21 protein-coding genes are annotated in these 19,959 nt (G+C 40.7%); 16 read left to right on the top strand and 5 right to left on the bottom strand.

Annotated features, from left to right (window positions below; all coding sequences use genetic code 11):
* Positions 1–30: 30 nt before the first annotated feature.
* The 6 genes from NSTC745_RS12915 (at position 31) to NSTC745_RS12890 (ending at position 4,286) form a co-directional block, all read left to right on the top strand.
* Positions 31–603, top strand: coding sequence for a DUF3727 domain-containing protein (locus NSTC745_RS12915; protein ID WP_445637493.1), 573 nt, complete (start codon positions 31–33; stop codon positions 601–603).
* A 155-nt stretch (positions 604–758) separates the two neighbouring features.
* Positions 759–1,385 (top strand): hypothetical protein, encoded by a 627-nt coding sequence (locus NSTC745_RS12910; RefSeq protein ID WP_445637492.1) that lies wholly within the window; start codon positions 759–761, stop codon positions 1,383–1,385.
* Between the two features lie 54 nt (positions 1,386–1,439).
* Positions 1,440–1,979 (top strand): YqeG family HAD IIIA-type phosphatase, encoded by a 540-nt coding sequence (locus NSTC745_RS12905; protein WP_445637491.1) that lies wholly within the window; start codon positions 1,440–1,442, stop codon positions 1,977–1,979.
* Positions 1,980–2,277: 298 nt separating this feature from the next.
* Complete coding sequence (gene proB / locus NSTC745_RS12900) at positions 2,278–3,387, top strand: glutamate 5-kinase (RefSeq protein WP_445637490.1); 1,110 nt, start codon at positions 2,278–2,280, stop codon at positions 3,385–3,387.
* A gap of 42 nt (positions 3,388–3,429) precedes the next feature.
* On the top strand, positions 3,430–4,017 hold the full coding sequence (locus NSTC745_RS12895) for a Uma2 family endonuclease (RefSeq protein WP_445637489.1): 588 nt from the start codon (positions 3,430–3,432) through the stop codon (positions 4,015–4,017).
* Between the two features lie 62 nt (positions 4,018–4,079).
* Positions 4,080–4,286, top strand: coding sequence for an AbrB/MazE/SpoVT family DNA-binding domain-containing protein (locus tag NSTC745_RS12890; RefSeq protein ID WP_445637488.1), 207 nt, complete (start codon positions 4,080–4,082; stop codon positions 4,284–4,286).
* 46 nt (positions 4,287–4,332) lie between these two features.
* Here NSTC745_RS12890 and NSTC745_RS12885 read toward each other — a convergent pair whose 3' ends face one another.
* Both NSTC745_RS12885 and NSTC745_RS12880 read right to left on the bottom strand, forming a co-directional pair.
* Positions 4,333–4,974 carry an HAD family hydrolase gene (locus tag NSTC745_RS12885; RefSeq protein ID WP_445637487.1) on the bottom strand — a complete coding sequence of 214 codons (642 nt, stop codon included), beginning with the start codon at positions 4,972–4,974 and terminating at the stop codon, positions 4,333–4,335.
* A 47-nt stretch (positions 4,975–5,021) separates the two neighbouring features.
* The gene (locus NSTC745_RS12880) at positions 5,022–5,978 is read right to left on the bottom strand and encodes an ROK family protein (protein WP_445637486.1); all 957 of its coding nucleotides are present in this window, start codon (positions 5,976–5,978) and stop codon (positions 5,022–5,024) included.
* Positions 5,979–6,090: 112 nt separating this feature from the next.
* On the opposite strand from NSTC745_RS12880, the gene NSTC745_RS12875 reads away from it, so the two are divergent.
* Positions 6,091–6,324 (top strand): hypothetical protein, encoded by a 234-nt coding sequence (locus NSTC745_RS12875; RefSeq protein ID WP_445637485.1) that lies wholly within the window; start codon positions 6,091–6,093, stop codon positions 6,322–6,324.
* Between the two features lie 11 nt (positions 6,325–6,335).
* On the opposite strand, the gene NSTC745_RS12870 is transcribed toward NSTC745_RS12875, so the two are convergent.
* Positions 6,336–7,106, bottom strand: a complete 771-nt coding sequence (locus NSTC745_RS12870) for a Mut7-C RNAse domain-containing protein (RefSeq protein ID WP_445637484.1) — start codon at positions 7,104–7,106, stop codon at positions 6,336–6,338.
* A 930-nt stretch (positions 7,107–8,036) separates the two neighbouring features.
* Between NSTC745_RS12870 and NSTC745_RS12865 the strand changes: the two genes are divergently transcribed.
* Complete coding sequence (locus NSTC745_RS12865) at positions 8,037–9,014, top strand: sucrase ferredoxin (protein ID WP_445637483.1); 978 nt, start codon at positions 8,037–8,039, stop codon at positions 9,012–9,014.
* Positions 9,015–9,107: 93 nt separating this feature from the next.
* On the opposite strand, the gene NSTC745_RS12860 is transcribed toward NSTC745_RS12865, so the two are convergent.
* Positions 9,108–10,697, bottom strand: coding sequence for a helix-turn-helix domain-containing protein (locus NSTC745_RS12860; RefSeq protein ID WP_445637482.1), 1,590 nt, complete (start codon positions 10,695–10,697; stop codon positions 9,108–9,110).
* 1,069 nt (positions 10,698–11,766) lie between these two features.
* Here NSTC745_RS12860 and fdxB point away from each other — a divergent pair.
* From fdxB to NSTC745_RS12820, 8 genes are all read left to right on the top strand, one after another.
* Entirely contained in the window at positions 11,767–12,060 is a 294-nt protein-coding gene (gene fdxB / locus NSTC745_RS12855; protein WP_445637481.1) for a ferredoxin III, nif-specific, read from the top strand.
* Positions 12,061–12,666: 606 nt separating this feature from the next.
* Complete coding sequence (locus NSTC745_RS12850; RefSeq protein ID WP_445637480.1) at positions 12,667–13,641, top strand: cytochrome c oxidase subunit II; 975 nt, start codon at positions 12,667–12,669, stop codon at positions 13,639–13,641.
* 147 nt (positions 13,642–13,788) lie between these two features.
* Positions 13,789–15,480 carry a cytochrome c oxidase subunit I gene (gene ctaD / locus NSTC745_RS12845; RefSeq protein WP_445637479.1) on the top strand — a complete coding sequence of 564 codons (1,692 nt, stop codon included), beginning with the start codon at positions 13,789–13,791 and terminating at the stop codon, positions 15,478–15,480.
* Positions 15,481–15,662: 182 nt separating this feature from the next.
* Positions 15,663–15,824 (top strand): hypothetical protein, encoded by a 162-nt coding sequence (locus NSTC745_RS12840; protein WP_445637478.1) that lies wholly within the window; start codon positions 15,663–15,665, stop codon positions 15,822–15,824.
* A 148-nt stretch (positions 15,825–15,972) separates the two neighbouring features.
* Positions 15,973–16,569, top strand: a complete 597-nt coding sequence (locus tag NSTC745_RS12835) for a cytochrome c oxidase subunit 3 (protein ID WP_445637477.1) — start codon at positions 15,973–15,975, stop codon at positions 16,567–16,569.
* A gap of 104 nt (positions 16,570–16,673) precedes the next feature.
* Positions 16,674–17,159 carry a hypothetical protein gene (locus NSTC745_RS12830; protein WP_445637476.1) on the top strand — a complete coding sequence of 162 codons (486 nt, stop codon included), beginning with the start codon at positions 16,674–16,676 and terminating at the stop codon, positions 17,157–17,159.
* A 358-nt stretch (positions 17,160–17,517) separates the two neighbouring features.
* Positions 17,518–18,129 (top strand): cysteine dioxygenase family protein, encoded by a 612-nt coding sequence (locus tag NSTC745_RS12825; protein ID WP_445637475.1) that lies wholly within the window; start codon positions 17,518–17,520, stop codon positions 18,127–18,129.
* 87 nt (positions 18,130–18,216) lie between these two features.
* Positions 18,217–18,732, top strand: a complete 516-nt coding sequence (locus tag NSTC745_RS12820; protein ID WP_445637474.1) for an ArsC/Spx/MgsR family protein — start codon at positions 18,217–18,219, stop codon at positions 18,730–18,732.
* A 265-nt stretch (positions 18,733–18,997) separates the two neighbouring features.
* Here NSTC745_RS12820 and cysK read toward each other — a convergent pair whose 3' ends face one another.
* The gene (gene cysK / locus NSTC745_RS12815; RefSeq protein ID WP_445637473.1) at positions 18,998–19,957 is read right to left on the bottom strand and encodes a cysteine synthase A; all 960 of its coding nucleotides are present in this window, start codon (positions 19,955–19,957) and stop codon (positions 18,998–19,000) included.
* Between the last annotated feature and the right edge of the window lie 2 nt (positions 19,958–19,959).

Genomic DNA, 19,959 nt, shown 5'->3' with positions numbered 1-19,959 from the left:
TGGTGTTTATTAAAGTTATAAATTTTGACCATGTTTTCCTCTGAATTTCCTGAAGAAAATGATAATGCTCATACCGGCTCCATCACTTTGACTGATGAAAAAGGGCGATCGCTCGAATGTTACATAGAGCATACCCTAGAGGTAGATGGGCAAGAATATGTTTTACTTCTTCCTGTTGATTCCCCTGTAGAAATTTTTTCTTGGCAAGGTGAAGATGAGGAAGAAGAAGCAGTTCTTGTAGAAGATGATGCCATCATTGAGCAAATTTTTAGCAACGCCCAAGCTGTACTATCCGAGCAAAACTTAACACTAAAGAATACAGCATATGCTCTGACAGTTGCAGGTGATTTACCACCAGTTGAAGAATCAGAACTGTTTACTTTAGAAATTGAAGACGAAGAAGCAGATTTGGAACCAGAGCAATTACAGCTATTGGCTAGCTTCTATGATGAAGATCGGGAATATGCAATCTATACACCTCTAGATCCGCTATTGTTTTTTGCACGAATATCGAAAACAGGTGAACCTGAATTACTTTCACCAGAGGAGTTTCGTCAAGTACAACCGCTCCTAGAGGAACATCTTTTTAATGAAGTAGAGTAAAATCGAACGTTAAAGCTGTCTTGAAAATAGGGTTGACCGATGACTGGGAAAGAAATATTTTTCTGCCCTTGTTGTGCGATCTGTCATATCGCCCTCTAGCTTCAAAAAAGGACATTGGCTAATCTAAAATACCAAATTGCTATGAGGTGCTGAAAATGGCTTATAGCGATTTTACATTAAGTAAATTTAAAAAGTCATTCAGCATCAGCATTGATGAAGAAACTGATTTGTGTGGCAATATAGAACCTCTACAGCCAAGCGATAAACTCACAAATACCTTAGAAGAAACCACAGAATTGGCTTTAGCAATTAATACTGAAAAAGCTCGTTCAGAAATGATTATTACACCAATTTTATTGGAGGTAAGACGTAGGGCTAATTATCCAATTAGTTTATTTTCTGGAACAGATTTTAATGTAGATGTAGAGAAAGGTCTGAATGGTTATTGTGATTTTATTATCAGTCTTTCTAAAGAACAACTAACAATTAATGCGCCTGTGGCGATGATTTTTGAAGCAAAAAATGAAAACATTAAAGGCGGATTAGGTCAATGTGCGGCGGCAATGTTGGCAGCACAATTGTTTAATCAACAAGAAGGAAATCAAATTAAAAAAATTTTTGGTGCGGTAACAACAGGAGAGATTTGGAAGTTTTTGAAGTTAGAAGCAAACGAGATATTTATTGATTTGAATAATTATTACATCAAAGAGATAGATAAAATTTTAGGGATTTTATCTCAAAGTGTTCGTGGAGATATTCCAGGGTGGAGTTCGACTAACTAAACTTTATTAGGTTATGCTCTTTTGTCTGGAGCTATTTACATTTGCCTGTTGATTATGACCTGGAACAATCTTTTACAGCCTGATTTAATTTTAGAAGGTTCTGTGTTAAATTTAACACTGGACATTATCCAACAGTACGGTCTTAAGGGGCTGGTGTTGGATGTGGATGAAACTTTAGTACCCTTTAGAGTGGGGGCGGCTTCCCCAGAGCTAGAAAGCTGGGTAGAGGAAATCCGTGCTTGTACTGCATTGTGCTTAGTGAGCAATAACTTAAGTGAAGCGCGAATTGGTGGAATTGCGCGATCGCTCAATTTACCCTACTATTTGGGTGCAGCTAAGCCTTCCCGACGTAAAATTAGAGCGGCACTGCAAGCAATGAATTTACCAGTGCATCAAGTAGCGATGGTAGGCGATCGCTTGTTTACTGATGTTTTAGCAGGTAATCGCTTAGGAATGTTTACCATTTTAGTTGAACCGATTATTCATCCAGACGCGGCTTTGCGCTCTCATCCCGTCCGAAATTTTGAAGTTTGGGTATCTGAAATACTCGGAGCATCTATTACCCCCAAGAAAAATAAAATTCACAAAACTTGAGAAATCATCAGGAAAGTAAATCTAAAGAAATGGTTAAGGAATCTTACTGGAATCCAAAAATCGGGGATCATAAGTATTAATAACATGGAGTCAGCTAAAAAAGACTCTAGCGCATAATAAATAAATATAAACCCGTAAAGCGTCGGCGTTCACTTATAGAACGCTGGCGCTTTACAAATTGGTTATGGGGTATGGGGCATAGGGCATTGGAAATTGGGTATTACATATTTTTTGGTTTTTGGATTTTGGACGAAGAAAAAATCTAAAATCTAAAATTCAATGACTCTTAACTTTTTTGATGTCACTAACGATTGTTGTCAAAATTGGCACTTCTAGCCTTACCCAACCAGAAACCGGACTATTAGCACTTTCTACCATCGCCACTTTGGCGGAGACACTTTGCCGTTTAAGACGCCAGGGACACCGAGTAATTTTGGTTTCATCTGGTGCTGTCGGGGTGGGTTGTGCGCGGTTAGGCTTAACCGAACGTCCCAAAGCGATCGCTCTCAAACAGGCTGTAGCAGCAGTTGGACAAGGGCGATTAATCCGCGTATATGATGACTTATTTAATACTTTGCAACAGCCGATCGCTCAGGTATTATTGACTCGCAGCGACTTAGTTCAGCGTAGCCGCTATCTCAATGTTTACAATACTTTTCAAGAATTATTGGGGTTGGGAGTGATTCCTGTAGTCAATGAAAATGATACCGTAGCAGTAGAAGAACTAAAATTTGGGGACAACGACACCCTTTCGGCCTTGGTTGCAAGTTTAGTAGAAGCTGATTGGTTATTTTTACTGACTGATGTCGATCGCCTCTACTCAGCCGATCCGCGTTCCGTACCAGATGCGCGACCGATCGCTTTAGTTAGTAGCATTAAAGAATTAGCTCAATTACAAATACAAACAGGTTCCCAAGGTTCTCAATGGGGTACCGGTGGTATGGTGACAAAAATTTCGGCTGCGAGAATTGCGATCGCGGCTGGAGTACGGACTGTAATTACCCAAGGACGATTTCCCCAGAATATAGAAAAAATTATCCAAGGTGAATTGATTGGAACGCATTTTGAACCGCAACCAGAACCAACTTCTGCGCGTAAACGTTGGATAGCTTACGGACTTGTACCTGCGGGAAAATTGTATTTAGATGAAGGTGCGAGCGCGGCAATTTCTTTAGCTGGAAAATCTTTATTAGCAGCGGGAATTAAAGCAATAGAAGGAGAGTTTGACACACAAGATGCAGTCCAATTGTGTGACAGCAACGGTAACGAAATTGCTAGAGGGCTTGTGAATTATAACAGTAATGAACTGCAAAAAATTCGCGGGTATCATTCACGAGAAATTTCTACAATTTTAGGCTATGCGGGTGCGGAAACTGTGATTCATCGGGATAATTTGGTTTTGACTTAGGATATAAATAAGTGACTACTAATCGGGAGAGTGAAAGATATTATGACTCAAACGTTAGAAAATTCTCTGAATTTACCAGAAGAACAACGCTTCTTCCGAGGTGGATTAAGTTGGGAAAAATTTAAAGCGATTCAAGCTAGTTTTGAAAATGTCCCAGGCGTGCGGCTGTTTTATTGTCAGGGAGTTTTAGAAATTGTGACTATTGGTAAACCTCACGAGGCGATTAAGTGTTTAATTGCTGCACTAGTAGTTACTTATTTTGAAGTTAAAAGCATTGAATTTTTTCCTAGTGGTAGTTTTAGTCAGATTATTCCTGAGATAGTAGAATATCAAGCAGATTTATCTTATTGCTTTGGAACGGATAAACCGATACCAGATTTGTGCATTGAAGTGGTGATTACTAGCGGTAGCCCCATCAAATTACAGAAGTACAAATTAATGCAAGTGCCAGAAGTTTGGTTTTGGGAAGATGGTACTTTTGAAGTTTATTGTTTACGAGAAGAAGAATATGAGAAAGTTGTTAGAAGTGAGCTATTTCCAGAATTAGATTTATCTCGGCTCAATCGTTGTTTGTTGTTGTCGTCTCCATTGGAAGCGCTTAGAGAATTTCGTCAGGGGATTCAACAGTAAAAATATTAATTTTTCCTGTAATACTGATAATTAAGAAACACGACAATTTAATCTTCTCAAATATGCCAAACCAAAAATTGACGTTAGAAATTCCAGAATCTTTGTTTGAGCGATTGCATCATCTTGCTGAGTTAACTGGGCAATGTATAGAATCGTTAGTGTTGCAAAGCATTACGAGTAACTTACCTTGCTTAAGTGAAAAAGTACATGATCTCGATGAATTATTGTCAGGAGTAACACCTGATAATTTACATGGTGAAATTGACTGAACACAGACATCGCCCTCACCAACAGAATTATTATTTACTTTGCTTTCTAATAGTGTGACAACAAAGAAGGCAGTTGATACATAGAGTGAAAGACATGCGCTCCATATTCTTCAAGTAGAGTAGCCTCACTTTGATGGGTGTAACCTAAAACTCTCATACCAGCAGCAACACCCGCACGCACACCCAAAATACTATCTTCTACAACAGTGCAAGATGCAGCTTGAAAGCCCATACTTTTAGCTGCATGTAAGAACAAGTCTGGTGCTGGTTTCCAACTGCCGATTTCATAGGAACTAAAGATACGCCCTTCAAACCGAGGCAGCAAATTAGTGACACGCAAAGCTAACTTAATTTTTTCCAGCGGCCCACTGGAAGCAACACAAATAGGTAAGTTTATTTTGTCTAGAGCCGCTTCTATGCCTTTGACAGGAAGCAGTTCGCGCTCGAATGCTTCAGCAGTGCGGGCACGAAACTGAGTCACAAAATCTGGTGGCAGCTTTTTTCCAAGTCTTTGCTCAATAACAGCAACGCAATCACCCATTTTGCAACCCTTGAATAACAAAATAGCTTCTTTAAGTTCGAGTACTAGCCCGAATTCTCCAACAAATTCGACAAGAATACGATTCCCCAATGTCTCGCTGTCTACTAACACCCCATCACAGTCAAAAATAATCAGTTGTGTTTGCACTTATACACTCCGCACGCGCTTCACTAACAGCATGACAACAATTTAATTTATAAATTCGAGATGCTTATGGAAGCGATCGCCACAGCCCCCCACAACGGCGCATCATCACCCAACGCCGCCGGTATAACTTTAAAATCAACTTCTGGTAAAGCAGTTTCCCGCGCCACGCGTCGCACCACCCGCCAAAAATCCTCCCCCGCCTTCGTCACACCACCCCCCAACACAAAGCGCTGCGGATTCATTAAATTCGCCACATTCCCAATACCCACACCCAGCGCCCAAGCAGCTTTGTACAAAACTTCCTTAGCCACATCATCGCCAGCCGCCGCCGCCTCACTCACCAACTGTCCCGTGATTAACGTTAAATCATTCCCGACTAAATTTCTCAACAGCTGCCCAACTTTGTGAGGTTGATTTTCCAAAACTTCCCTCGCATTTTGCGCCATATAAGGTCCAGAAGCCAAACGTTCCACACATCCCCGCTTCCCGCACAAACAAATCGGCCCAGCAGGATCTACAACCACGTGTCCAATTTCGCCAGCCATCCCACCCACACCGCGCCAAGGCTGGCCGTTGAGTATCCAACCACCGCCCACACCAGTGCTGACAGTTATGTAAAACAAGCTATCGTAACCTTGTCCCGCCCCAAAGCGATGTTCTCCCAAAGCAGCAACGTTAGCATCGTTATCGACACCAACGCTCACACCAAACTCCTCTTCCAATAAGTTTTTCAGGGGAATATTTTCCCAGCCAGGGACATGATGAGATAATCGCACCGTTCCCGTGGAAGCATCTACAGGGCCGCCAAAGCTAACACCGATCGCACTCGGTTTTGTATCTTGTAGTAAAGAGTAAATTAGCGATCGCATAATTTCCAAATCAGTGCTAGCATCTGCATTCGCTGGCGACAGGCGGCGTTCGTAACGCAACCACTCTCTCGAACCGATGTTTACTAATGCAGCCGCTAGTTTAGTTCCGCCAAAATCGAGAGCTAAAATTGTCATATTTTTTTATACTCCTTCTAAGAACATTACTACATATAGTTTCTTTCTCAAGGATGATGTTTGCGCTGAAAGTAAATTCAACACTAAAGAAAGCTGTATAAATTAACAACTCATGACTTCCGAACAATCAAAACCGCTCATCGATTTGTCTCACGCAAAAGAAACTCCTGGTTCTATCAATCTGGATGAAGCAAAGGAGGCTGCTCCCCTAGAACCAGAAGAAATTAGCGGAGATATCGAGGAAGATCCCCTTAGTGATGATTTTAATCGGCAACAGGTAACTACAAAAGATGTTGGAGCTGCTGCCAACATTCCAAATGCAAGCGGTCTTTCATTGGATTTATGAACATTACTGATTTACTCACCTCTTTTTGATTCAAGTACTCCATCAATAAACTGTTGTAATCGTTCGTAATGCGAACCTTTCCAATAAACGCGAGCGCAACTTTGGCAACGCTGGAATTCTTCAACTTGCGTAGCTTGCCGCCGTAGGCATCGCACATTTTCTGGTATTTTTTCAATGATGGATTCCTTCTCTACAGATTCTAATAATCCATTGCAGCGCAAACACCTTTTAAATGGCGAAACTAATTTAAATAAGTCGAAGCGCTGCAATATTTCCAGGATTTGTTTTTCGGGGTTAGTATTTCTGACATAATACCCATACGTTACCAAACTACGCATTAATAAACCCCGATCGCGAGTCAAAAGAATTCGTGCTTCGTTGGAAGATATCTTTGCTAATTCCTCATCTTCGTAATCATTGCGGTATAAACTATCAAAACCTAAAAGTCTTAGAGATGTTGCTAGTTTACCTAAATGAATATCTAAAACAAAACGAATATTACTGAGGGGTTCTGGTAGCAAATAAATACTTGGTGTAATATCTCTCCTACTAGAAATTGGATAAACGTTGATAATATCTCCATCCGCAACAATGTAAGAAAAATCTACATACTCATCATTAACTTTTATAAAATTCACTTCTGGATGAGGAACCCCCAACGACTCGATGGTGTCCTTAATCGAGGCTCTTTCCTCAAAAGAATGAGAAATTCTCACTTGTTTTTGATGCCGTGGTAAAAAATGATTCAATTCTGCGTGAAAGTAGAAATATGCGATCGCCATAGCTAAAAATCTTGGAATTAGTCATTAGTTACAGTTCGTAGGCACAACTAAGCACCCTTAGTACAGTTGCCAGAATTGAGAATTATTGTCTATTATTTAAAAAGTATCAATCCTTGTTTTAGTAACACCTTTTGACGATGAAATGCTTATTTACCCTAATTTAACCAAGCTTTTGGAGACACAAAATTGTAAAGAAAATATAACAATTGTCAAGTAGTTGCATTTATTATTGACTTCAGTTACAGTCAAGACATATACCTAAAATCAAATCCTGATGTGATTTTCAGGGAGTCAAATTAGGTAGCAACGTAAATACTAGTTTTGTTAATGCTGATATTAGTGATGCTGCTAAATAACCAGTCACTAGTCTCGCTCAATAACATATCGCGGATGTAGTACAAAACATTTACAGATCGATTAACTATTTGGCATTGCTGAATCTAGGAATGATTTTTGTGGCGTAAGCATTTTGCTCGCTTTGAAATAGAAAGGGCGAGTGAGATATTGGCTTGGGAAAGCCTACGGCATCCTAATTACTTTTATTTTTCTCAAAATATTGAGAAAAATTTGCAATATGTATACCTAGATAGATACATTAAAATATTTGATTTTGCTAAAAAAATTAAGTTTACAAAAGCCGAGTTTCAGTAAGGGAAAATTTATGAAATACCAAATATCAATAAAATTAAATACAAAATTAACTTTGCTACTACGGAAAAATGTCTCTTGACACTGTTTATCTCTATTGTGGAGAATTGATTAATTGCCACTACATTAATCAACAATGATGTTATAAAGTGGCTACCTAGTTTTAACTGGGAAATGCATATTGTTCTTTTTTATTTCCTTGACCAAGGATATTGTAGCGAAGAACACAACTGTAATGACCAACACATTTTGTCCATAAAATACACTAATGAGTATAGTTAGATGAATACCTTTTTTTGTTCCGATCGTTCGCGGCAAGCAGGAGAAGAAATTATTGGTAGCGCCACCAATTCCCAAACTTATATTTTAGTTGAGTGTCCTCCGCCTTGGACATCAGAAGCCTTTAACTCTAAATGGGTGCCTGAGAATTTGAGGATTTTAATAGAGGAAGTAAAACGTGCTAAACTACCAATTAGATTCCTCTTAATTGCTAATGATTTATCACACAAAATCAACCAGACTACGCTTTTAATTTATCAGAAAAAAGACGGGTTGATTAATGGATATGATAAACAAGAGTTTATACTACCAAATATTGAGCAGGTAGCAGCAGTTGTGCAAAAATGGTTATGGGGTATCGGCTCTAATTCTGAAGTTGAAACTACTGCAACTAGAGATATCTTAGTATGTACCCACGGTAGCCATGATAAGTGCTGTGCCAGATATGGAAATCCCTTTCATTTTCATGCTACAGCGGCTATTTCTGATTTGAACTTAGACAATGTGCGAATTTGGAAATCATCGCACTTTGGCGGACATCGATTTGCACCAACAGTTATAGACTTGCCAGAAGGAAGATACTACGGTAATCTCGACCTAGATTCATTCAAATCGATTTTGACTCGTACTGGCGATATTCAATGTTTGGATAAAGTCTATCGAGGCTGGGGAGTTTTGCCTGCTGCACTTCAAACTTTGGAAAAAGAACTAATTCTGAGTGAAGGATGGGATTGGTTTAATTACAAAGTTGCAGGAAAAATCTTAGAGCAAAGTTTAGATAATAATACGATTCTAGGCGAGCTAAGTTTTGAAAAAGCTTCTGGTTCTCTTTACACTTACCAAGCGAAACTTGTGAAAGATGTAACCAATGCTCAAAAAATTAAGAGTTCGTGCAATGCTACACAAGAGTCAGTAATTACTAAGTATGCTATAGCTAATGCTTGGCTTACTTCGAGTAAAGTAATGACTTATAGTGCATAAACAGAATTCAGAATTCAGAATGCAATTAGTTGATGTAGAGACGTAAAGTTTTACATCTCTACAAGGGTTTTGATTGCTCATTCTGAATTCTTCTTAAGCCATATTCAAGACTTTTCGTAACAGTGCTTGGTCTTCTAATTTGGCTTTTAAACGACCATTTTCGATATCTCGAATCCAGCTTTGGCTTTTACCTGCAAGCTTGGCTAATTCTCTTTGCGAGAGGTTCAAATTTTTTCGCGCTTCCAAAATCTGTTCGCCTAACAAATCGCCTGTGGCTGTAGGCTTTCTTTTATTTTTAACAGTTCGCCGCTGCTTTTTCTGGGATTCTGAGATTTGTTGTTCCCATTCTGGTGGTAGTTCAAAAGCTAAAATCCGCGCATTCATCAGCAGATTCCACTTACCACGAGGGCCTGTGTCTGTGAGGCGAGTTTCTGCACCGCCATCATTTGTCCAAAATTCTAATGCTTCGTCTGGATCTTCGGGGATATCCATTAACTTCGCCCACAAAGGTTGAATTTCTGGTGGGTAGGTAACTGGATCGAAGATTGGTTTCATTCCGTAATGATTGAGAATTTCCAAATCGCTTTCAAAAGTTCGTAGCAAGCGTTTGCGTTCTTCGCGTTGTCTGGATGCAACGCCGACTTTTTCTTCACCGTAAGCAATACGCAGCAAAGTGGGAACGGTGATGCGTTGTTCTTTGCCCATTTTGGTTTTGAACAACAACCACAACATGAGTCGCACTGCTCCTTCATGTTGCTGCCAAATGCTCATAACTGTGGTTAGCAGGGTTTTAGGAAGGCTGCCATATTGATAGAATGCGATTCGCTCTTTACATGCTTGTTTGTTTAAGAAATATTCTGCCCAAATACCGGCTTTGACTTTAAAAGTTAGCCCAATCAGATATTTGCATCCGAGAGCGTCTTCTTGAAAGTGGTGCTCGATGTCCACTAAGTGCCATAAACGGGTTTGTGTAACAGAGAATCCGTTAACTCGGCCTTGTTGAGGCCAGTCGATGGAGATAATCAACGAGCAAGCTTGCTGGACAAGATTTTTCATTAAGGCTAGCTTGGCAGCTTTGTTTAAATCTTTGCGTTTCTCCATCCCCAAATATTTTTCGATTTGGCGTTCATCGATCGCAAATTCTTGTTCCCAAGGCCGATCTAAAGCTGTGGCATAAGCCGCAAAAATTAGATGTATGCAAGCGGCTCTAATATCCAATCCCTCAATTGCGGCTAAATCTCTAGCTTTGTCATTTACCTTAAAGGGATCTTGGATGTGAAAAGCGATCGCTCCTTTGCCTTGGTTGACTTGTCTCTTATAACACAAGTAACCTTCTTCGTCAGTTTCCCAATTTAAGGATGTGCGCTGCGCCAATACATTGCAAGCTTCCCAAATGGCGATCGCCGAAGCAAATGGATTATTCTTTCCGTTAGAAAACAAGTCTAAGCTGGTAGTATTTCTCGGCTCAACTTTGCATCTCCCCTTTTTCGCCTGCCAAGGAATCGGAGAATTAGTTGGACAAGCAATTACGCATTGCGGCTTCGGATAATAACCCTCACAATTGTTACAAAGATAAGGATCGATCCAATATTCATCGTCCTCTAGTTTGATTGCACCCGTAGGACATTGGGGGCGGCAGTTGTCACATCCAACGCAACTGTTGTTAGGAATCGTGTAAGGCATAATGGCTCTGTTCCCACTCTAATCGTTGAGATGTCTGTCTCAGGTCTCCCCTGGATGAGTCCTGTTTATCAAGAAGGGTAAGGGGGAAGGGGAAAGGGGAAAAGGTAAAAACCTTGCCTCTTGTGTGCGTTCGCGCTAGCGTCTCGTAAGAGAAGAGTTGATTCCTTTTCCCTTTTCCCTTTAACCTTTTACCCTCTTGTTTAATCAATCGCTACCAATTATCTTTATGGCGAGAATAATCTTTTCTCACCACACGAAATTCCCCACATCCGTATTTGACTTTGCATCCAATTGAAAGCTGTGTAAGGCTTTCAAGCCGAGCCTAAGATTACTTCTTTATTAACTATACATTTCATAAATAAAATAATTAAGTTGTTCGTAATGAGCTTAGAAAAAAACTTAACATTTATGAAAATATGTACTAAACGAACATTTTATCTTTAACCGTAAAACCTTAACCAAAGTATTTTTAGTCAGCATTTAAATCTCGGATGATTACCTTTTCACTTATTTATTAATAATTTTAATATTTAATGCTTCATAATATTCTGCTATAAAGTTTACAGTTTCTTTATGATAGGCTCTGTTTCCTATGATTCAACAAGGAAAAATAATAATCTTTATTTTGTCAGCATTTATTTAAATATTTAGATGAAACAACAAATGCAAAATGTTGCTTTCAAAAATACATATTGCAGATATCTAAATGTAACTAATAAACATTTAATTTAGTATCTGTTAATACTGTTTCTAGATATTTACTGTCCAAAATATCAAAATATTTGCAAAAGAATATCATCATTTTTATAGACAGATATATATATTTTTAAAATCACAGTTATTGCCGTTGCAGTCTAACAAACATTTAATCGGTAGAATTTACATCAGAATTATTGGCAATTAATTTCATCTATAAACCTTGAACTAAAAATAATACATTTTTAGATTTAAAGTCATCAAATGTTGATGAAAGAAAATCATTATTGAATAACAGAAAAAGCAAATATTAGGATAATATAATGGTTAAAGTAGGAATAGATTACAAGGCAAAATTGCCGAGGAATAATTCATGGCACAACTAACAGGTTTGACATTTGGCGGTAAAGCTTGGACACCTAAATTTGCTCAAGAAATTGACAAAGACAAATGTATCGGCTGTGGCAGATGTATTAAAGTATGCGGATACAATGTACTAGGTTTGAAGGCACTCAATGAAGAAGGTGAATTCGTAGAAGATGAAGATGATGAAGAAATTGAACGTAAAGTAATGACAGTTAGCTCTCCAGAAAACTGTATCGGTTGTGAAGCTTGTTCCCGGATTTGTCCCAAGAACTGCTACACCCATGTTGCATTAAACAATTAAGCTTTTTGGAGTTAGCCAATATTGTTGTTCGTCCAAGGAGGCACTGTTTGTAGAAAAGGCAAATGCCTTAAGCAAGGTAACTAGAGGGGAATGCTAGTACCGCTGCACGGAAGTTAAAAGGCAAAAGGCTTTTATTTTATGCTTTGTCTTTGTAGTGTTGTACTTAATATTTACTGGAACTAGTAAAAAGTTCGCAGTAGACAAATGCGTAAATCGTAATATGTTAATTATTGACAAATTTAAACTTGCTGTTAGTATATCCCGAATGATTTTAAAACAAACAGTGTCCTCTGGAACAACTATCTTTTGTGGAAGCCTTGAGCTTCCTTTGTCATAGGAGTTGAAATATAATTGAAAATTTTCTGGGGGAAAGATATGAAAAAAATCTGGAAGTTTCCCCCATTTTTTATTGCTGCACGTTAGAAAGTTAATAAGTGAAAACAAAAAACACTGCCCTGTGAAAGGGAATGGGGAAATGAGGAGATGAGGGGATGGGGAAGATAAGGGAGTGAGGGATAAGAATTAATCACCAATGCCCTGTTTGCCTAATGCTCAATACCCAGAAAATCGCACGTTAAAAGACGCTTTACAGAGCAGGTAGTATGTATGCAACAAGTTCCTGTTTCACTATGGACTCTGGTTGCTGGGATAGTAGTCACAGCAATTAGTATTTGGATTGGTCACAACCACACTCTACTACCGGTACAAGCATCGCAACAAGCGCCTTTGGTAGACGGTTTTTTCAATGTGATGTTTACAATTGCGATCGCTCTGTTCTTAGTAGTAGAAGGAACAATTGTGATTTTTTTGGTTAAGTATCGTCGGCGTCGGGGAGATGACACCGATGGCTTACCAGTAGAAGGCAACTTGCCTTTAGAAGTTTTTTGGACAGCAATTCCCACAATTATTGTCTTGTGTTTAGGCATCTACAGCGTAGATGTTTTTAACCGTATGGGAGGCTTTGAAGCAGTGGATCATCCCCATTCGGTAGCTCACGTTAATCATGCGAGTGGGAGTGCAATTGCAGCTACTCTCAATGACACCTCCGAAGCAACAACAGCGCCGAAAATCGGTTTTGGTGCCTCTCCTAGTACCGAAGGCAAACCAGCTGACTTAGTTGTCGATGTCAAAGGCATTCAGTACGCTTGGATATTTAACTATCCAGAAACTGGCATTACTTCCGGAGAATTGCACATTCCCGTTGGTGCTGATGTGCAACTCAACCTTTCAGCAAGCGATGTAATTCATTCATTTTGGGTGCCAAACTTCCGGCTGAAACAAGATGCACTTCCCGGTATCCCCACCCAACTACGATTTGTCGCTACCAAACCAGGCACATATCCCGTAGTTTGTGCTGAATTGTGCGGTGGTTACCACGGATCTATGCGGACACAGGTAATTGTCCACACACCAGAAGAATATCAAACCTGGTTGACAGAAAACCAAGTTGCTCAAAAGCAAAACTCACAAATTGTTGCAGTTAACCCTGCTGAGTTATCAACATCAGAGTTTCTTGCACCTCACGTCCACGATATGGGGATTAGTGCTGCAACTCTGAAGTCATTGGTCATTGGTCATTAGTCATTGGTCATTGGTCATTAGTCATTGGTCATTGGTCATTGGTCATTAGTAAATGACAACGGACAAATGACAACCGACAAAAGACAAATGACAACCGACAAATAACAAAGGACAAATGACAAATGACAAACGACAAAGGACAAAAATATGACACAGGTAGAATTTCCACCGAACACTCCACCAGAAGAAAAGAAGCCAGAAACTCTGGCGATCGCCCACACTTCTCATCAAAAGGCGTGGAAGTGGCAAGACTATTTCACATTTAATATTGACCACAAAGTTATCGGTATTCAATATCTGGTAACGGCGTTTGTGTTCTATCTCATCGGCGGACTGATGGCGATGGCCATCCGCGTCGAATTAGCAACGCCTGATGCAGATTGGCTAGACCCGAATCTGTATAACGCTTTCATGACCAATCACGGGACGATTATGATCTTCCTGTGGATTGTTCCCAGTGCCATTGGGGGTTTTGGTAACTTCTTAGTACCCTTGATGGTTGGTGCTAGGGATATGGCTTTTCCGAAGCTGAACGCGATCGCCTTTTGGTTAAACCCACCAGCAGGTGCGCTTATATTAGGTAGCTTCCTATTTGGTGGTTCGCAATCAGGTTGGACAGCTTACCCACCATTGAGTTTGGTGACAGCACCCATCGCTCAAACAATGTGGATATTGGCGATCGTTTTGGTGGGAACTTCGTCAATTTTGGGTTCGCTGAACTTTGTCATCACCATTTTGATGATGAAGGTTCCCAGCATGAAATGGGATCAAGTTCCCCTGTTTTGCTGGGCAATCTTGGCAACCTCCATTCTGGCGCTTCTGTCCACACCTGTATTAGCAGCAGGTTTAATTCTGCTATTGTTTGACCTCAACTTTGGCACATCCTTCTTTAAACCAGATGCAGGCGGTAACGTTGTCATTTACCAACACTTATTCTGGTTTTATTCCCACCCGGCAGTATATTTAATGATTCTGCCCATCTTCGGTATTATGTCCGAAGTGATTCCAGTTCATTCTCGCAAGCCGATTTTTGGTTATAAAGCGATCGCTTATTCCAGTGTAGCCATCTGTGTCGTCGGTTTATTCGTCTGGGTACACCACATGTTTACCAGCGGTACACCCGGATGGATGCGGATGTTTTTCACCATCTCCACCTTACTTGTTGCCGTTCCCACTGGCGTGAAGATTTTCGGCTGGGTTGCTACCCTTTGGGGTGGTAAAATTCGCTTCACCAGCGCGATGCTTTTTGCCATTGGCTTGTTATCCATGTTTGTCATGGGCGGCTTAAGCGGCGTGACAATGGGAACAGCCCCCTTTGATGTTCACGTCCACGACACTTATTATGTAGTTGCACACTTCCACTACGTTCTGTTTGGCGGTTCCGTGTTTGGCATTTATGCCGGTATTTATCACTGGTTCCCCAAAATGACCGGACGGATGTTGAATGAAACCTGGGGACGCATTCACTTTTTCCTCACCTTAATCGGCACAAATTTAACCTTCCTACCCATGCATGAATTGGGTTTACAAGGAATGCCGCGAAGAGTTGCAATGTATGACCCCCAATTTATCGACCTGAATCAAATTTGTACCTTTGGTTCCTTTGTTTTAGGGATATCAGTAATTCCCTTCACCATCAACATTATTCAAAGTTGGATTAAGGGACAGCCAGCAGGCGATAATCCTTGGAATGGTTTGACTTTGGAATGGACAACTAGTTCGCCACCTGCGATTGAGAACTGGGAAGTATTGCCAGTTGTGACTCATGGCCCTTATGACTACGGTCATAATCATAGTAATGAAGTAGAGCCAGCAGCGACACCGGAAGCTAGTGTTTAGTAAAGCTTTCGTAGCGAATTGAGAGTTGAAATTTAAACGCACAGAAGCGCTGAGGTAGGCGCTTTAGGTAGCAGAGTCATTTGAGAACTTGGAATTTTAAGCTTGGAACTTAAAACTCCAAGCTTATAACTCGAAACTTCAAGCTTAGGGATTTTCAAATCAAAAAAAATTCAACTTATCTTGTGGGGTGGGCGTCTCGCCCGCCTGTAAGGAAGGGCGGACAAGATGTCCACCCCACAACTAGTAGTAATTTATTTGTTGGTAATCCCTTAGAACTGGAAAGTTCTCGTTTAGAACCAGAAAGTTCTCGTTTAGAACCAGAAAGTTCTCGTTTAGAACTCTGAACTCCAAGCTTAGAACTCGGAACTTCAGCTTTAGAACTCGCAACGCCTGATTTATTTTTGGGTGGGCTAGTTAAAAATCATGCAAGATTTTAGCCCAATCCCCAATCCCCAGCCTCCAGTCCCCAGTCCCTTTATTACCAACAAATCTATGACTATAGCGACAACAGAACACGAAAGTGCAGGACATCACGAAGAACATCCAGATTTAAGAGTTTGGGGGCTGTTGACATTCCTCGTCTCTGAATCGCTGATGTTCGGCGGATTTTTTGCCACCTATTTGTTTTTCCGCAGCAGTACGGCAGTTTGGCCGCCGGAAGGAACGGAAGTTGAGTTATTTGTGCCGACGATTAACACCATTATTCTGGTGTCTAGCAGTTTCGTCATTCACTTTGGCGATACGGCGATTAAGAAGAATAATGTCAAGGGAATGCAACTGTGGTACACAATTACTGCCATCATGGGAGCAATTTTCTTGATTGGTCAGGCTTATGAGTACGCAACTTTAGGCTACGGCATGACTACCAATGTCTTCGCCAACTGCTTTTATTTAATGACAGGCTTTCACGGTTTGCACGTGTTTGTGGGACTGTTGTTAATCTTAGCTGTGTTGTGGCGATCGCGTATTCCCGGTTTATATACTGCCAAAAATCACACCTTCATTGAAATGGCAGAAATTTACTGGCACTTCGTAGACATTATTTGGATTGTTCTTTTTACTTTGGTGTACATTCTCACACTATTTTAAAAGTGAGTGGGGAGTAGGGAGTTATAAATTAAGAATTGTTCTTTTCATCTCCCCATCTCCCCATCTCCCCACCTCTCCACCTCCTCATCTCCCTATAATTCAATATGCAACTCAATACGAATAAATTCTCCTGGTTTCAGGTTCCTGATGATGTCAAAAATCTATTAATTCTAGCTGCTAAAAATTGGGAAAATACATCAGAATCTGAAAAATATATTCAACAAGCTTTAGCGAAAACTGGTGGAAATACAGATGTTTTAGTAGCAGCATATAGATTTTTTTACTATAAAAATAATTATTCTCTTGCACTGCAAACAACAACGAAATTATTAGATAAAATTAAAGAACTAGAAAAATTCCCTGACGACTGGGAGCAACTTAAGCCTATATTAGTCAATCGCAAAGAAGACCCACAAATTCGATTGTACTTGAATGCTTATGCTGCTTCTGGATTAGTTCTAGCAAAGTTAGGAGCAATAGACGAAGCAAAAGAAATCAGCACCAGAGTCAAAGAGATAGACGAAAAGCATGATTTCGGAGCCGGAATTCTCCTAGATATTTTGACACGTCCAGCAGAAGAAGACGATTAATTATGGGGAATAGGGCATGGGGCATAGGGCATGGAGATGAGGGGAAAGGAAATAAAGCCTACATGCATCCCTTTTATCTTTCACATGCATTTTTTTTCCTACTCGAACGATTTTGCCCAATGCCCAATGCCCAATGCCCAATGCCCAATGCCCAATGCCCTTTTTTTCAATCAAGGCGAACATTCATGAACAATTGGTTATCTACTTCATCTTCCTCTTATCCCCTTTTGGGAACTGCGAGTAATAATAACTCTATTATTCCTCCGATCTACATACCTACTACACCATTTGTAGGTAGCGTTCCTAATGTTTCTCCGATAATTATCATCCAATCTTCTCAAATGAGATTTTAAAAGTTATGAAAGGTAGGGATTGGCTATTAACGGGAGACGGTCACTATCAAGCCTGTAAATCTGTGAGAGCATGGGATTTATTGAGAGATAATTACCGCGTTTATCGGTTTTTAACTGAGGTGGAAGATGTTCTCAATAATGTAGAAGATGAATCGAGTTGTTTGCCAGAAATTCGGATGCTCGTTAGGCGCTTGCTCGTCAATTCCTACTGGGTGCGGAGTCAGTATTTAGAACCTTCTCCCAAAACTGGAACCTCTGTTTTACTCCTATATGATGAATTGGGTTTTCCGTTGACGGTGCAAACAGTAACATTTGCACCAGGAACCAAATCAACTATTCATAATCATGGAACGTGGGGAGTAGTGGCGGTGTTAAAAGGTCAGGAAAAAAATACTTTTTGGCAACGCACTCCGAGTTCAGAATCTCAAGACAAAATTGAATATACGGGAGAACTAACTCTGTTTCCAGGGGATATTATTAGCTTTACTCCCGATGCAATTCACTGTGTAGAAGCACAAGGTGATGAACCTACTGTGACTTTTAATATTTACGGTGAAACCGATCCGAAAGAAAGATTTGAGTTTGACCCGGTTACCAATAACGCAAGGAATTTTTAACGAGAATCCAAAATTCCTTGTAGAGACGCGATGAATCGCGTCTTAACTTCACCCATTTAATTGCGAATTGCTATAAGAGGTAGTTGTATGGCAAGAGTAATTTTTTATAGTAAACCAGGCTGTAAAGGTGGTACTAAGCAAAAAGTATTGCTCACAGCTGCTGGTCATGAAGTGGTAGCATACGATTTGCTAACAGAACCTTGGACGGTTGAGAGGTTGCGTTCATTTTTTGGCGATCGCCCCGTTGCCGACTGGTTTAATCGTTCCTCCCCAAGGGTAAAATCTGGTGAGATAGTGCCGGAAAAAATTGATGCCGACACTGCTTTAATACTAATGTTGAGAGATCCGTTATTGATTCGCCGTCCTTTGTTGCAAGTAGGCGATCGGCGTGAGGTAGGATTTGATGTTGAAAAGATTGATGCTTGGATTGGCTTAAACCCTGTGGATGAATCCTTCCGAGAAATGAGCGAAAGTCTGATGAATCAGGATTTACAAGGTTGCGCCCACAATGGCAAACACGGTCATCACGACCATCATCACGAACAAGGTGGCTGCAAGCATCATGGAGAAGAACATCAAAAGCAAGGCAGCTGTAGCCATTAGTAACGATAGATAATTTTTAAGGTTATCTAAAAGCAACCTTCTGCAATTGAATTGCATCGACCTGCAACAGTTAAGGGAATTGCAGATTTCAACTTTTCTTGTGGGGTGGGCGTCTCGCCCGCCTTATGGACTGGGCGGACAGGATGTCCACCCCACAATATTGGATAATTTATTTGTTGGTAATCCCTAACACGTTGTTTCTTTAGAGCATTTTTCAACCACGAATTAAGGGCACAGCATTGCTGTGCCCCTACTCTGTATTTTTTTAACGGACTTCAGCAGTTTCTAAGGACAAATCTTGAAACATTGGGGTGCTGAGGTAGCGTTCGCCGAAGGAAGGTTGAATCATCACGATTAACTTATCGGCGTTTTCTTTGCGTTTACCTACTTGAATGGCGGCGCACAAAGCAGCACCGGAGGAGATTCCAGACAATAAGCCTTCTTCTTTAGCTAGGCGTCGTCCATAAGCGATCGCTTGGTCGTCGCTGACTCTAATTACTTCATCAACCAATTCTAAGCGCAGAACATCTGGGACAAATCCGGCGCCAATGCCTTGAATTCTATGGGGCCCGGCTTCACCGCCTGAGAGGACTGGGCTGTTGCTGGGTTCAACTGCGATCGCTTGAAAAGTTGGCTTGCGGCTTTTAATTACCTCTGCAATACCAGTAATTGTCCCACCAGTACCTACTCCCGCAATTACAATATCCACTTGTCCATCTGTATCAGCCCAAATTTCTTCGGCAGTGGTTTCGCGGTGAATTTTGGGATTGGCAGGGTTGCGGAATTGTTGCAGCATATAAGCATCGGGAGTCTTAGCGACAATTTCTTCAGCTTTACGAATTGCTCCCCGCATTCCTTCAGTACCCGGTGTCAACTCTAAGGATGCGCCATAAGCTCTGAGCATAGCCCGGCGTTCGCTGCTCATAGTTTCCGGCATCGTCAAAATTAACTTGTAGCCCCGCGCTGCTGCTACCATTGCTAAAGCAATTCCTGTATTACCTGAGGTAGGCTCTACTAAAACGGTTTTTCCAGGCTGAATTAAACCGTCTGCTTCTGCGGCGAGTACCATATTTAAGCCAATACGGTCTTTTACCGAAGCCGCTGGGTTCATCCCTTCGAGTTTGACAACTATCCTTGCTACTACTCCCTCGGCTTGAGGAATTTTGTTCAACTCAACTAAAGGAGTTCGTCCGATAAGTTCTGTTACGTCTTTAGCAATCCGCATTA

This window comes from Nostoc sp. DSM 114161, assembly GCF_052692665.1.
This window is presented reverse-complemented; position numbering and strand designations above follow the sequence as displayed.